At 65.6% G+C, this 14908-nt stretch carries 10 protein-coding genes; 4 read left to right on the forward strand and 6 right to left on the reverse strand.

Translation table 11 applies throughout. The annotated features are described in order from the left end of the window. Window positions 1-298: 298 nt before the first annotated feature. The 3 genes from AC0L3J_RS19370 to AC0L3J_RS19380 all read left to right on the forward strand — a co-directional run bounded on the left by AC0L3J_RS19370 (window position 299) and on the right by AC0L3J_RS19380 (window position 6601). Window positions 299-2455 (forward strand): methyl-accepting chemotaxis protein, encoded by a 2157-nt coding sequence (locus tag AC0L3J_RS19370; RefSeq protein WP_456765553.1) that lies wholly within the window; start codon window positions 299-301, stop codon window positions 2453-2455. Between the two features lie 198 nt (window positions 2456-2653). Further along, window positions 2654-4624, forward strand: a complete 1971-nt coding sequence (locus tag AC0L3J_RS19375; RefSeq protein WP_456765552.1) for a methyl-accepting chemotaxis protein — start codon at window positions 2654-2656, stop codon at window positions 4622-4624. Between the two features lie 288 nt (window positions 4625-4912). After that, window positions 4913-6601 (forward strand): methyl-accepting chemotaxis protein, encoded by a 1689-nt coding sequence (locus AC0L3J_RS19380; RefSeq protein ID WP_456765551.1) that lies wholly within the window; start codon window positions 4913-4915, stop codon window positions 6599-6601. A 3-nt stretch (window positions 6602-6604) separates the two neighbouring features. On the opposite strand, the gene AC0L3J_RS19385 is transcribed toward AC0L3J_RS19380, so the two are convergent. The 6 genes from AC0L3J_RS19385 to ygfZ all read right to left on the reverse strand — a co-directional run bounded on the left by AC0L3J_RS19385 (window position 6605) and on the right by ygfZ (window position 13306). Continuing rightward, complete coding sequence (locus tag AC0L3J_RS19385; RefSeq protein WP_456765550.1) at window positions 6605-9313, reverse strand: DUF2339 domain-containing protein; 2709 nt, start codon at window positions 9311-9313, stop codon at window positions 6605-6607. Window positions 9314-9362: 49 nt separating this feature from the next. Beyond that, on the reverse strand, window positions 9363-10331 hold the full coding sequence (locus AC0L3J_RS19390) for an NUDIX hydrolase (protein ID WP_456765549.1): 969 nt from the start codon (window positions 10329-10331) through the stop codon (window positions 9363-9365). A gap of 220 nt (window positions 10332-10551) precedes the next feature. Further along, on the reverse strand, window positions 10552-11058 hold the full coding sequence (locus AC0L3J_RS19395) for a tyrosine phosphatase family protein (RefSeq protein ID WP_473348069.1): 507 nt from the start codon (window positions 11056-11058) through the stop codon (window positions 10552-10554). Between the two features lie 132 nt (window positions 11059-11190). Next, window positions 11191-11805 carry a YfbR-like 5'-deoxynucleotidase gene (locus AC0L3J_RS19400; protein ID WP_456765548.1) on the reverse strand — a complete coding sequence of 205 codons (615 nt, stop codon included), beginning with the start codon at window positions 11803-11805 and terminating at the stop codon, window positions 11191-11193. Next, a complete protein-coding gene (locus tag AC0L3J_RS19405) occupies window positions 11802-12428 on the reverse strand; it encodes a DNA-3-methyladenine glycosylase I (RefSeq protein WP_456765547.1) in 627 nt (208 codons plus the stop codon). Before AC0L3J_RS19405 ends, AC0L3J_RS19400 begins: the two co-directional genes overlap by 4 nt. Next, window positions 12425-13306, reverse strand: a complete 882-nt coding sequence (gene ygfZ / locus AC0L3J_RS19410) for a CAF17-like 4Fe-4S cluster assembly/insertion protein YgfZ (protein WP_456765546.1) — start codon at window positions 13304-13306, stop codon at window positions 12425-12427. The genes AC0L3J_RS19405 and ygfZ overlap by 4 nt, the downstream gene beginning before the upstream one ends. 101 nt (window positions 13307-13407) lie before the next feature. Between ygfZ and AC0L3J_RS19415 the strand changes: the two genes are divergently transcribed. Continuing rightward, window positions 13408-14742 (forward strand): dihydroorotase, encoded by a 1335-nt coding sequence (locus tag AC0L3J_RS19415; protein WP_456765545.1) that lies wholly within the window; start codon window positions 13408-13410, stop codon window positions 14740-14742. The last annotated feature ends 166 nt before the right edge of the window (window positions 14743-14908 follow it).

The following is a 14908-nucleotide window of genomic DNA, read 5'->3' on the forward strand; positions in this document are numbered from 1 at the left end:
CCCTGCCTCCTTAGGCGGGGCGTTTTTGCATCCGATCGTCGCCGCGAACGTCTCGCGCATGCCTTCGGCGAACGTCGGCTGCAAAAGTAAACAGTGGCGACCTCAAGCTGAAATTTACAACTTGCTCGCGAAATTATCTCTTCCATTTCAATTATTTGGGCTGAAATCCCAGTATTTCTCCGGGCCCTCCCGTTAACCAGAATGCGAAGCTCGAGGACTAGATTCTCCGGCAAGGGCGATCAACGTCCATGCAGCCGGCAAGGACTTGGCTGCGTGTTTCCTTTGGGGGAAACGTAGCATGTTGAGCCCTGCTCATTATCAGCAGGTCCGAACTCAAGCCGCCAGCGCGTGGAGTCGGCTTGGACATGTTCGGATCGGCACGATCTTGCCAATCATCATCTCTGTCTTGGTCTTGCTGGGGTTGGCCTCGGCTGGATTCATCGCCTATGAGGCCATCCTCAAGCGGCGAGAGTCCGAGGCATTCCTGAAGGTCAATGCAGTTGCCCATCTGCTGCTGCGCAGCGCAGGACATTGGGCGATCGAACGCGGGCTGACCAACGCCGTGCTGAAGTCTCCTGATGTCGTCAGCGCCGAGCGCCGCGCCGAAATCGCAAAGGCGCGCGCGACGGCCGACGAGGCCTATCGCCAAGCCATCCTCGATATCAGCGCGATTCCCGAAATGACAGCGGGGCAAAGACAAATTGCGGACGCCGCGGCGAAATTCGAGGCGCTGCGTCTCTTGCGTGAGAAGGCCGATGCGGGAATGTCGCGCCCGCGCGTCCAACGCGAGCCTGACCTCGTCGATGGCTTCGTTCCAACGATTACGGAGGTGATCGACGTCGCGAGCAACCGCTTGCGGCTGACGCTCGAAACGCTCACCAGCCCGCCCGTGGCAAGGCTGGCGCAGCTCATCGGCTTGCGACATCTGACAGCTCAGATGGCCGAGAATGCCGGAAGGGAGCGGGCCCTGCTGGCCGGGGTCGTCGGTGCGCGCGCGAAGCTCGGGATGGAGGGGTATGAGCGCCTTTCGGCGCTGCGAGCCAAGGTCGAACTCGCATGGGACACGGTATTGCCGGTGCGGCTGCGCTCCGACCTCGCCGCGCAGATCGGCGAGGCGATGACGGAGGTCGAAAAGTCCTATTTTGGAGCCTACGGCGAAACGCGGGCGCTTGTGCTCGCCGGTGGCGAAGGCGGGGACTACAAGATCACGGGACCTGAGTACTTCGCGCGGGCCACTGCCGGCATCAATGCGGTGCTGAAGCTCGGTGAAGCCATTGGCGCGGCCGCTGACCGCGAAGCCACGATGCAGGCAGAAGGCAGCACTCGTAATTTCGCTTTCACGGTCGTGTTGCTCTGCGCCTCGGTGATGCTCGCTGGCCTCAGTTTCTGGATCACCTTTGGCCGGATCCTCAAGCCGCTTTCAGCCATTTCGGTTGCGATGGGTGGGCTCGCCAATGGCGACTTCACGACGGTCGTGCCAGGCACCCGCCGAGGTGACGAGGTCGGCGAGATGGCGCGGACCGTTGAAGTCTTCAAGCAAAACGGCCTCGAAGTCGAACGCATGCGCGGCGATCACGCTGCGGCCGAGCGGCGGGCAGCCGAGCAGCGCAAGGCGGAGATGCGGAAGCTGGCCGACGGCTTCGAAGCCGCGATCGGGGAGATCGTCGATACCGTGTCCTCGGCAGCGACCGAGCTCGAAGCCTCGGCGTCGACGCTCACATCGACCGCCGAGCGCGGACAGCAGCTCACGACCATGGTTGCTGCGGCCTCCGAGGAGGCGTCCACCAACGTGCAGGCGGTGGCGTCGGCGACCGAGGAGCTGTCGTCTTCTATCACCGAGATCAGCAGGCAGGTGCAGGAATCGGCCCGCGTGGCCAACGAAGCTGTCGGCCAGGCGCGTGTCACCACCGAGCGTGTCAGCGAATTGTCCAGGGCGGCGACGCGGATCGGCGACGTGGTCGAGCTGATCAACACCATCGCAGGTCAGACCAATCTCCTGGCGCTCAACGCGACCATCGAGGCCGCGCGCGCCGGCGAAGCCGGTCGCGGCTTTGCGGTCGTCGCCTCCGAGGTCAAGGCACTCGCCGAACAGACCGCGAAGGCCACCGGCGAGATCGGGCAGCAGATCGCCAGCATCCAGACCGCGACCGAGCATTCGGTCGGCGCAATCAAGGACATCAGCGGCACTATCGAGAAGCTCTCGGAGATTTCCTCCACCATCGCGGCTGCCGTGGAAGAGCAGGGCGCGGCGACACAGGAAATCTCCCGCAACGTGCAGCAGGCGGCGGAAGGCACCCATCAGGTCTCGGCCAACATCACCGACGTGCAGCGCGGCGCGAGCGAGACCGGCTCGGCGTCGTCGCAGGTGCTGGCGGCGGCCCAGTCGCTCTCCGGAGACAGCAACCGCCTCAAGCTCGAGGTCGGCAACTTCCTCGATACCGTGCGCGCAGCGTGACGCGGCCGCCGTCATCAACGACTGCAACCGCCGCGCGAAGACGCGCGGTGGCTCGCATGCGTTCGCAGCTGGATGCCGCGGTGCGAAGAGCCGCACGGTTAACCTTCCGGAAAACCGATTCAGTCATGATCTCCGCAATATTCCGGGTGCCGAGTCGCCCTCCTTGCATTGCGTATCCATCGTATTGGAGCACATCCCATGAGTGGCCCTTCCATTCGCCTCACCCATAAGGTCATGGCGATCGGACTGTTCGGATTGTTGGGTCTCGTCGCCTTCGGCGCGATCTATGAGATCGGCAGTCTCTCCCAGGACGCCTCGCGCGACGTTGCCAACCGGGCTCGCGCGATTGCGGATCTCGACAAGCAGCTCTCGATCGAGATGCTGGAGGCGCGCCGCAACGAGAAGAATTTTCAGCAGCGCCGCAACGAGAGCTACGCCAAGGCCCACGCGGAGTTGATCGGGCCGATCAACCGCGATTTCGAAGAAATCGAGCGTCTGATGGCGGCCGGCGGCATGAGCGCGCTGTCCGACCGGATGAAGCAGGCCCAGGACGACTTCAAGCGATACGCCTCGGACTTCGGCAAATTGGTGGCCGCGGAGACCCGGCTCGGCCTGAACGAGACGCTGGGCCTATCCGGCTCGCTCCGCGCCGCGGTGCACGACATCGAAGCCAAGCTCAAGGAGATCGACGATCCCAGGTCCACGAGCTGGATGCTGATGATGCGCCGGCATGAGAAGGACTTCATGCTGCGGCGCGATCCAAAATACATCGCCGAGATGAAGAAGGCCGCAGCCGAATTCTCCAAGGCGATAGAGGTCGTCGCAGTCCCCACGGCCGTGATGAACGACATCACAGCCAAGCTGCAGAAATACCAGTCCGAGTTCGCGTCCTGGGTTGAGACCGCGCAGCAAACTGCGGCCCTCGACGCCAGCATGATGAAAACCTTCCGTGGGTTGGAACCGGGCATGATCGAGGTGCGCAACACAGTCGAAGACCTCTACAGGAAAGCCGAAGCTGCAGAGGCTGCGACCCGCGATTCCGTGCGGCTGTGGATGGCCGTCGCCTTCGGCGTCACCGTCCTCGTGCTCGCCGCGGTCGGATTCCTTCTGGGACGTTCGATTTCGAAAGCGCTTGCAGGCATGGTCGGCGCGATGACGCGGCTAGCGCGCGGCGAGCTTTCGATTTCCGTTCCCGGCGTCGGGCGCAGAGACGAGATCGGCGAGATGGCCGGCGCCGTCGAGGTGTTCAGGACCAATATGGCGGAAGCCGAGCGGCTGCGCACCGAGCAGATCGAAGCCGATGCGCGCGGGCGCCAGCAGCGCAAGGCCGACATGCACCGGCTCGCCGATAATTTCGAAGGCGCGGTCGGCGAGATCATCGATACTGTTTCGTCGGCTGCAACCGAGCTCGAGGCGTCCTCGAACACGCTGACGCAGGCGGCCGAGCGCGGCAACGGGCTTGCCACCGTCGTGGCGGCCGCCTCCGAAGAGGCCTCCGCGAACGTGCAGTCGGTGTCTTCAGCGAGCGAGGAAATGACCTCCTCGATCTCCGAGATCAGCCGTCAGGTGCAGGAATCGGCGCGTGTTGCCGATGTCGCCGTCGAGCAGGCCCAGCGCACCAATGCGCGCGTCGCCGAGCTGACCAAGGCCGCCTCCCGCATTGGCGACGTGGTCGAGCTGATCAACACCATCGCCAGCCAGACCAATTTGCTGGCGCTCAACGCGACGATCGAGGCGGCGCGGGCGGGCGAAGCCGGCAAGGGCTTTGCCGTGGTCGCGACCGAAGTGAAGGCGCTCGCCGAGCAGACTGCGAAAGCGACCGGCGAGATCAGCCAGCACATCGGTGCGATCCAGAACGCAACGCAAGACTCAGCCGGGGCGATCAAGGAGATCGGCGACACCATCGCGCGGATGTCGGAGATCTCGTCGACCATCGCGGCCGCGGTCGAGGAGCAGGGCGCCGCCACCCAGGAGATCTCCCGCAACATCCAGCACGCCGCGAATGGCACCTCCGAAGTCTCAGCGAATATCGGCCACGTCCAGCGCGGCGCAGGCGAAACCGGAGCTGCCTCGGCGCAGGTGCATTCGGCTGCGCAATCCCTTTCGCAGGAGAGCAACCGGCTGAAGAGCGAGGTCGCGCGCTTCCTGGAATCGGTCCGGGCGGCGTGACAGCCGCTGCCGCGTTGGTCGCATGTTGCGGCGCAAGCGGACAGGCTGCGCGTGGCAGCATGAGGTGGCTGCGAGCTGCAACAGATGGTTGCAGGAGAAATAGCGACTCTTGGAAGTGTCCCGTAATTTTACGTAGGTCCCTGTTAACGCCTGCTTGCGACTATGTGTGCAATCTCTCGGGATAAGAACCAGCCAGCATTGTTGAACTGACCTCCGTCTCGCCATCTTCGTGGCGATTTGCGGCGCAGGTGGTTTGCGCGTTGCCAGGTAACATCGGGATTTGTCGTGATGTCGAAATTGTCCATCGTCTTCAAGCTTCTGGCAGTGCTGTCGGTCCTCGTTCTTTCGCTCGCCGGAGTCGGCGTGACGGCGATCGGCACCATGCAGAACATCAATTCCCATACGGTCGAGATCGCGGAGAGCTGGCTGCCCAGCGTGCGCGCGCTCGGCTCGCTTCGCGCCGACATCAACGAGCTGCGCGTCGCGCTGCGCCTGCATCTGATGCAGGACACCGTCGAGGGCAAGGACGCCGCCGAGAAGCGCCTCGCCTCGCTCCGGGCGCGCATCGACCAGACGCGTAAGGTCTATGAGCCGCTGATCACCTCCGCCGAAGAGCGCTCGCTCTATGGGCAATGGAGCACGGCGTGGGCCGAGTATCTGAACGGCGTGCAGGACGTGATGGCCCTGTCGCGCAAGGGCGTGGGACGTTTCCCGGCCGACGCCAACGAGTTGTTGCAGACCAAGGTCGCAAAGATGGCCCAGGCCGCCGATCCCCTGCTCCAGAAGGGCATCGAGATGAACAACCGCGGCGCCGAGCTGGAGACCAAGCAGGCCGCCGACAGCTACGCCATGATCTTCCGCGTGCTGGTCGGCATCATCGTGTTCTCGGTCGTGATCGCGATCGGCGCCGCCTATTATCTCGTGCGCGACGTTTCCCGTGGCATTGCCTCGATCATCCGCCCGATGCAGTCGCTCGGCGAGGGCGACCTTTCGGCCGAGGTGCCGCATCGCGGCGAGAAGACCGAGATCGGCTCGATGGCGGATGCGCTGCAGATCTTCAAGGAGGCGCTGATCGCCAAGAAAGCCGCCGACGAGGCCGCTGCGCGCGATGCCGAAGCCAAGATCGAACGCGGCCGCCGCGTCGACGCCATCACCCGCAAGTTCGAAGCCATGATCGGCGAGGTGGTCGGGACCGTGTCCTCGGCCTCGACGGAGCTCGAGGCCTCCGCCTCGACGCTGACCAACACCGCGCAGCGCGGACAGGAACTCGCGACCGTCGTCGCAGCCGCCTCCGAGGAAGCCTCGACCAACGTCCAGGCGGTGGCATCCGCTTCCGAGGAGCTGTCGTCCTCCATCACCGAGATCAGCCGCCGCGTGCAGGATTCGGCGCGGATGGCGGCGGAGGCCGTCGAGCAGGCGGCGCGGACCAACGACCGCGTCAACGCACTGTCGCAGGCGGCGTCCCGCATCGGCGATGTCGTCGAGCTCATCAACACCATCGCAGGGCAGACCAATCTGCTGGCGCTGAACGCGACCATCGAGGCCGCGCGTGCCGGTGAAGCCGGCCGCGGATTCGCCGTCGTCGCCTCCGAGGTCAAGGCGCTGGCGGAGCAGACCGCGAAGGCGACCGGTGAGATCGGGGCGCAGGTCTCGGGCATCCAGGCAGCGACGCAGGAATCAGTCAGTGCCATCCAGGAGATCGGCGGCACCATCGAGCGGCTGTCCGAGGTGGCTGCGGCCATTGCCGCCGCCGTCGAGGAGCAGGGCGCGGCCACGCAGGAAATTTCGCGTAACGTGCAGCAGGCCTCGGTCGGCACGCAGGAGGTCTCGTCGAACATCACCGACGTGCAGCGCGGTGCGATCGAGACCGGCGAGGCTTCGAACGAGGTGCTGTCGGCGGCGAAATCGCTGGCGACGGACAGCACCCGTCTCAAGGTCGAGGTCGCGCAGTTCCTGGAATCGGTTCGCGCGGCCTGATCCTCACATGCTCGTCTGCGGAGCCGGCGGCGGTGCGACCTGCCGCCGGAACAGGATACGCTGGTAGAGCCAGCCGATCGCGACCAGCACGATGCCGAGGCACATGAAGGACAGCGCGCGGTAGACGCCCGTCAGCGTCGACATGTCGATGACGAAGGCCTTCAGGATCGTCAACGCGATCACGACGGCCGATGCCAGCCGCGCCCGCTCGGAATTGACGAGAATGCCGACGCCGAGCAGCACCACGCCGAAGCCGAGCCAGCCGATCGAATAGGTATATTGCTCGGCGCCCGTGGTCGTCCCGGCGGAGAGGATCGGGCCGTGATAGAAGCGGCGGATCTCCAGCGTGACATAGGTCAGCGCGAACAGCAGTGCGCCGCCCGCAATCGTGTTGGCGTAGGCCTTGCCGCGTTCGCCGGCCACGGCATAGGACAGCAGCAGCATCAGCACGGCCGGCAGCGCGTAGCCGAGCAGCAGCAGGTTGAACACGGCGCCGCCAACGTCGGTGCGCCACAGCAGCGGGTTCTCCAGGATCAGGAGGCCGAACACGCCGACGAGCCCGGCGATTGCCGTGAGCACGACTGCGCCGACATTGTGCACGATGCTGCGGCTGCGCTGCCGCAGACGCTCCAGCCCGATCGCCATGGCGAGCATGACGCAGACCTGCAGCGCGCATTCCAGCAGCGACGGTGCGTCCGTCATGTTGCCGCCGGTCGCAAAATGGCGGATCTCCATGAAAGCGAGGAGCGCGGTGAACAGGATCGCGGCGCTCTCGACCATGCGCAGAGGGGCGTCGTCGGCGCGTCGGCGCAGGAACAGGCTCGCCGCCCAGAACGATGCCGCCGGCAGTCCGTAGCCCCACAACAGCCAGTTGAAGATCGGCGTGGTGCCGACGGCGTCGCCGACGATGCGCGGATCATAGCCGATCCGGGCGGTGACGAGGCCTGCGAAGATCGCGGCCAGCCAGCGCAGGAACGGGATCGGCCGCTGCATCGAGATCCAGGCGGTGCCGAGCGACATCAGCGCCAGTGCGATCGTGAGCCAGCCCTTCTCCAGTGCAAACGTCAGCGCCAGCGCCAACGCACCGAGCGTGCCGGTCGCGAACAAGGCCGTGGAGATCATGGCGCCCGGCCGGGTCTCGCGGCGCGCAAGGGCCTCGGTGGCAGCGCCAAAGGCGGCGGCGAGCAGCACCGCGAGGATGGCGAACGGGATCGAGCGGTCGAGATGCGCGATGCGTGCGTAGAGCGCGACCAGGATCGCGATCGGCGTCGCGACACCGGCGACCGACCACACCACCGGAATGATCGCCGAGTTCGAACGGCCCTGCGCGAGGAAGCCCGCGATGCCGAAGCCGGCGGCGAAGATCGCCGCCATCACCAGATGCAGTGTCACCGCACTGTCGATCGCCGTCGGTGCGATGCCGGCGATGGGGCCGCCCGGCAGCACCAGCATGTCGGGATTGGCGCGCACCGCCCATTCGGCGAACACGACGAAGACGGTTGCGGCCGCCGCGCCGAGTGCGCCGGTGGCCGCCGGCGCGCGCCAGGCGACAAGCAGCGTCGCGCCGACCAGCAGCGCGAAAGCGATCAGCGCCAGGTCCGCATGCGCGCTCGACAGCACGATCAGCATCGCGCCGAACAGATAGGCACCGAGCGAGCCGGACGAGACCGGTTCGATCTCGCCGTCCTCGATCGTCGGGCCGAACATGAAGCCGCAGACCACGAGAAGAGCGGCAAGAACGAAGCCTGCGATCACATGGAAAGCGTGCGGTGCGACCTGCAAGTCGCTGGTATCTAGTCCCGGAAAGATCCAGAGCACGGCGAAGGCGATGGTGGTGACTGCAAGCCAGCGCCACAGCCGGATACGGGCGAGGCCGAAGCTCGCGGCGGTGACGATCGCGAGATAAATGTAGAGCGCCCAATAGTCCGGCTTGTCGCTGGAGACGAGGATCGGCGTCACGAACGCGCCGACCACGCCGAGGCCCGCGAGCGCGGGCCCGTGCAAGAGCGCCGCGGCCAGCGTGCCGAGCGCGACGAGGCCGAGCAGCACGAAGGCGGTCGCTGGCACGAGGAAGCCATAGAGCGCGTAAGCCGCGTAGATGGTCGCAAACGCCACCGCCGTGCCGGCCGCGGTGAGAATCGCGGGAATGTTGGCGATCGGCAACGCGGCGATATTGGAGATGCTCTCCTTGCGGCGTGACCATTCGCCGGCCCCCAGCAGCGCCAGCGCGAATACGCCGCCAAGGAACACGCGCACGCCGGGGCCGACGAGGCCGGCCTCGATCGAATAGCGCACCATGAAGAAGCCGCCGAGCGCGAGCGCAAGGCCGCCGATCCACACCACCCAGCGAGTGCCGAGCCGTTCCTCGAAGCCGGGCGCGGGTGCGGGCAGCGGCGGCGTCGCGTCGGCCCCGGTGTTCGCTGCGAGCGGTGGCGGTGAAACATCCTCGGTGATGAGCGGGGGCGGCGCTTCGGGCACCACTTCGGCTTGGGGCACAAGCGACGGCGGCGCTGCGGAAGTCGTCGCGGACGCTTCAGCCCACACATCTGCCGGGATCCGCGGCGGCTGCACGGGCCGTTGCGCGTGGAACGTCTCTTCGAGCGAGCTCAGCCGTCGTCGCAGCTCAGACGCCTGGCTGGAGGCCTTGATCGCGATGATGAAAGCGATGACCGCAATGATCAGCGCGAAGACGTCGAACGGACCGTCAGACATAAAGCCTCCAGGCAATCGGCGGGCAGGGGCCGATCACACATATATCGGGTTAGCGCCGGGAGCGTACGCGCAAGCCCGGCGCGGGCCGCTCCTGGAGCACCTCGCGACGGAAGCGGTAGAGCGCCGCCGGACGTCCGCCCGTCTGTGTCGACATCACCCCGGTCGGTTCGACCAGGGCTTCCATTTCGACCAGGCGGCGGAAATTTTGTTTGTGCAGGTGTCGGCCGGAGATCGCCTCCACCGTATACTGCAATTCGGTGAGTGTGAACTCGGCGGGCAAAAGTTCAAAGACCACAGGACGATACTTCAGTTTGGCACGCAGTCGCGCGACCGCTGTCGCAAGAATCCGGCGGTGGTCGAAGCGCATGGATGTGCCGAGCGCGGGCAGGGCCTTGCGCGCTAATGCCGCAGGACGGCCGTCGCGCCGCGCTTCCTCGACCAGCCCAGCCTCGTACAGGAGCTCGTAGCGGTCGAGCACGCGCTCCTCGTCCCAGGACGCGCCGTCCAGACCGAAATAGAACCGCACCCGATCCTTGCGGGGCAATGCGCGCGTCGTTTCGGGCGTCTCCTCTTCGGCCCACTCGGTCAATGCCGGGATGATGTCGCGCGCGACGATCGCGGGCGGGCCCTCGCGCCGGTCCTCCCAAGGCAGGAAGCGATACCATGGCGCGAAGCTCGCACTCGTGGCTGCCAGTTCGCCGCCGATGGCGCGCGTCAGTGCGAGATAGCCGATCGACACCATGTGCGCGCCGGTGTCGCCGGCCTCGGCATGCCGGCCGCGATCGCCGAACGTGTAGAGCTGTTCGACATAGCCGAGCCGCAGCCCCGTCTGTTCCTCGACCCAGGCCCGCAGGCCGATCTCGAAAGTGCGATGGCTCGGCGCATCGAACGGGCCGAACGGCAGGCCCGCCAGTCCGTCACTGTCGCGCGCGGTGAGGATCAGCGGCTCGTGATCCTCGATCGCGACGATCGCGGCAGTCAGGCCGATCTCGATCGGCGTCAGCAGCTTTTCGCTCATGCGACGGCGGTCGCGTGAGTGATGAGATAGGTATGCCAATTGATTGAGCCGGTCTCGCCGCGGGCTCGCTGTAATCTCTCCCGCTTGCGGGAGAGGTCGGCGCGCAGCGCCGGGTGAGAGCTTTCTCCTCTAGGGGACTGTCCCGATGCGGAGATACCCTCTCCCCACCCCTCTCCCGCAAGCGGGAGAGGGAGCGCACCTGTGCTGTGGTGCGCAACTGTCATTCGAGCTCGATCACGAAGGGGCGGCCCTCGACCATCATCGCGCCCGGGCCCATCTCGTCGAGTGCGCGCAGCATGCGGCCGTTGCGCCCCAGCGCACGGTCGGCAAGACCGACGATGCGGCGGTTCGGCCAGGCGATCGGGGAAGCTGCCCGGATCTTCTTCGCGATCTCGGTCTCGTCGCGATCCGGATTGAGTGCGCACACGGCGGCAAAGGCGCTCGCGGTGGAGCGGCTGATGCCGGCATAGCAATGCACCACCAGCGGCGCGTCGCGGTCCCAGCCGCGCACGAAATTCAGCACCTGCTCGATATGCGTTTCCGATGGCGCGACGAAGCCGTCCATCTCCTCGGTGATGTCGTCCATCGACACCTTGAGATGGTTGGCCGGCAGCACCGACACCGGCCGCGCCACCTGCTCGACATTGGCCATCACGGTCAGCACGTGGCTGGCCTTGGTGAGGCGGACGGTTTCGGGAAGGGCGGCGAGGGAACAGACGTGGATCATGGCGGACCTTTTTCCGCACATTATAGCGAGCGTTGGCGGGGTGGGCAAAGCGAAGCGTACCCACCACTTTCGTCTCATTGCGCAAAATCAGTTGGGGGCGGCGCAAGGGCCCCAATGCCCGCCCTGCAGGACCTACGCAAACACGGCGCCAAACCGCTCCAGAAACTGCTTCTCGGCCCGGGCAGCCGTCCAGGGGGTGAGATAGTCGCGCCGGACGCTGTCGGAGAGGCCGGGATCCTTGCCGAACAGGCGCTTGGCCTCGCTCTCGCTGAAGCCGGCCAGCGTCGTCGCCTCCAGATAGGCCGCGCCGCGATCGGCGGCCTTGATCGCCAGCGTGATCTCCTCCGGCAGTACCGGCGGCAGGCCAAAGCGGATGTGGATGGCGCCGAGCAGGCGTTTCTCGACCGCCTTGTAATGACCATCGAGCACCGCCTTGAACGGCGAGATCATGTCGCCGATCACGTATTCGGGTGCGTCATGCAGCATCGCCGCAAGCCGCATGCGCTGATCCACGCGCGGGTTCTCGTGCCGCATCACGGTTTCGACCAGCAGCGTGTGCTGCGCGACCGAGAAGATGTGCGCGCCAATGGTCTGGCCGTTCCAGCGGGCGACACGCGCCAGCCCATGCGCGACGTCGGCGATCTCGATGTCGAGCGGGGAGGGATCGAGCAAATCGAGCCGCCGGCCCGACAGCATACGTTGCCAGGCGCGGGTGTCGGCGCCGCGTTCCGTCTTCTTCGCGCTCATTTGGCCTTGAGGCGCGGCTTGCGCTGCGACTTGCCGCAGCTCGCGTGACAATGGCAGTCGACGAGATGATCGTTGACCATGCCGGTCGCCTCCATGAAGGCATACACGATCGTCGGGCCGACGAATTTGAAGCCGCGCGCGGACAGCTCCTTGGAGATCTGCATGGAGAGCGGCGTCGAGGCCGGTACGCTCGCGGTGGTCTTGAAATGATTGACCTTGGGCCTTCCGTCCATGAAGTCCCACAGGAATTTCGAGAAGCCGGGGCCCTTCTCCATGATGTCGAGATAGGATTTCGCGCTCGATATCGCGCCGTCGATCTTGGCCTTGTTGCGGACGATGCCGGCATCGTTCATCAGCGCGTGAACTTTCTTCTCGCTGTAGCGCGCGATCTTGTCCGGCTGGAAATCGTCGAAGGCTTTGCGGAAATTGTCGCGCTTGCGCAGGATGGTGATCCAGGACAGGCCGGCTTGGAAACCGTCGAGGATCAGCTTCTCATAGAGCGCGCGGTCGTCGTATTCCGGCACGCCCCATTCCGTGTCGTGATAGGCGACGTAGAGCGGATCTTCGCCGGGCCAGGGGCAACGCGTCTTTCCGTCGGGATGCAGGCGGGGAGCACGGCTCATGCGGTGGGTTGCTTCGTTGGAATGCGCACGACGTCTGGTTCCGCAAGCCTCACAGCGAGGCCACCGGCAGTCAGCGCCTGTCCCGCGTCGAGCGCATCGGCGACGCGGTCGATGCGCACCAGCGCGATACCGTTGCCCTGCGCCGACGAGCCCATCGTGCCAACCGGCTTGTCGCCGGCGAGAATGCTGACGCCGGGCTCAGGCGAGGAGTTCTCGAGCAGCACCTTCACGCTGCGGGTGCGGGCGGTGCCGCGATGCTGCATGCGCGAGACGACCTCCTGGCCGACATAGCAGCCCTTGTCGAAATCGACACCGGCCAAACGGTCCATGTTGGTCTCGTGCGGGAACGCATCGCTGTACGTGAAATCGAGCCCGCCGCGCGGCACGCCGAGCGCGATGCGGTGGGCCTCGTATGCGGCGGCGTCGACGAGCTCGGCGCCGATCAGATCGGACAGCTTCTGTTTGAGATCTTCGGGGATCAGGATGCGGGTGCCGAGGTCTTCATTGCGCGGATCGGCGAAGGCGAGGTCGGGCTGGGCCGCGGGCTTGCCGTCCCAGGCCGCGAGCACGCCGAGATCCTCGGACAGGTTTTCCACCGTGACCTTGGCGCGCAGCTTGTAGAATTTCAGCTTGGTGGCGAGGCCATCGGCAAGCGGCTTCGGGCAATCGATCAGGAACCCGCCGCCATGGCCGTCAGGCGCTTCCGTGATCAGGAAATCCACGATGATCTTGCCCTGCGGCGTCAGCAGTGCGCCGAATCGGCCGAGGCCCGGCTTCAGCTTGTCGACATCGGTCGTGACGAGGCCATTGAGGAAGTTGCGCGCATCCTCGCCCGCGACCTTGATCACGCCCCGGTCCGGAAGAAACGCTGATTTCATACGAAAATCTCTTGCGACATGTTGCTCCGGAACGTAAGCCCGCAAGGCAAAAACGACAAGACCTCAAGCCCTGCGCTTGGGGACGAGAGAGGCCTTCAGCCATGACCCAGCGTTTCGACGTGATCCTCAAGGGCGGCACTGTCGTCAACCAGGACGGCGAGGGAGCCCGCGATATCGGCGTCGTCAACGGCCGCATTGCCGAGATTGGCGCGCTCTCGCAGGCTTCCGCCGCCGAAGTGATCGACTGCAAGGGCCTGCACATCCTGCCCGGCGTGATGGACACGCAGGTGCATTTCCGCGAGCCCGGGCTGGAGCAGAAGGAAGACCTCGAGACCGGCTCGCGCAGCGCCGTGATGGGCGGCGTCACCGCCGTGTTCGAGATGCCGAACACCTCGCCATTGACCGTGACCGAGGCCACCTTCACCGACAAGGTGAAGCGTGCCCATCACCGCATGCATTGCGACTTCGCCTTCTTCATCGGCGGCACCCGCGAGAACGTGCAGGACCTGCCGGTGCTGGAGCGAGCGCCCGGTTGCGCCGGCGTCAAGGTGTTCATCGGCTCCTCGACCGGCGCGCTCTTGGTGGAAGACGACGAAAGCCTGCGCCGCATCTTCCAGGTGATTCGCCGCCGCGCAGCCTTCCACGCTGAGGACGAATACCGCCTCAACGAGCGCAAATCGTTGCGCATCGAGGGCGACACGCGCTCGCACCCGGTGTGGCGCGACGAGACCGCGGCGCTGATGGCGACGCAGCGGCTGGTAAAGCTCGCGCACGAGACGGGCAAGCGCATCCATGTGCTGCACATCTCGACCAAGGAAGAGATCGAGTTCCTGCGCGACCACAAGGATGTCGCCTCCTGCGAGGCGACGCCGCATCATCTCACGCTGGTCGCGCCCGAATGCTACGAGCGGCTCGGCACGCTGGCGCAGATGAATCCGCCGGTGCGCGGCGCCGATCACCGCGCCGGCATCTGGCGCGGCATCGAGCAGGGCATCATCGACGTGCTCGGCTCGGACCACGCCCCGCATACGCTTGAAGAAAAACAGAAGACCTATCCGGCCTCGCCCTCCGGTATGACCGGTGTGCAGACGCTGGTGCCGCTCATGCTCGACCATGTCAATGCCGGCCGCCTGTCGCTCGCAAGGTTCGTCGATCTCACCAGCGCCGGCCCCGCGCGCCTCTACAATATGGCCTGCAAGGGCCGCATCGCCGCCGGCTACGACGCCGACTTCACCGTCGTCGATCTCAAGCGCAGCGAGACCATCACCAACAAATGGGTCGCGTCCAAGGCCGGCTGGACCCCCTATGACGGCGTCCGCGTCACCGGCTGGCCCGTCGGCACCTTCATCCGCGGCCGCCGCGTGATGTGGCAGGGCGAACTCGTGACGGCCGCGCAAGGTGAGCCGGTGCGGTTTCTGGAGACGTTGAAGGCGTAAGGATTGCAGGTAAGCGGCACAAACTTCCCACACATCCGGTGTCGTCCTGGCGAAAGCCAGGACCCATTACCCCGACTGCATTTTGTTGCGAAGATGGGTGGCTACGCTTGTGCGCCACAACTTGATCCTGTGGTAATGGGTCCTGGCTTTCGCCAGGACGACGCTG

This window comes from Bradyrhizobium sp. Kon37, from assembly GCF_055807535.1.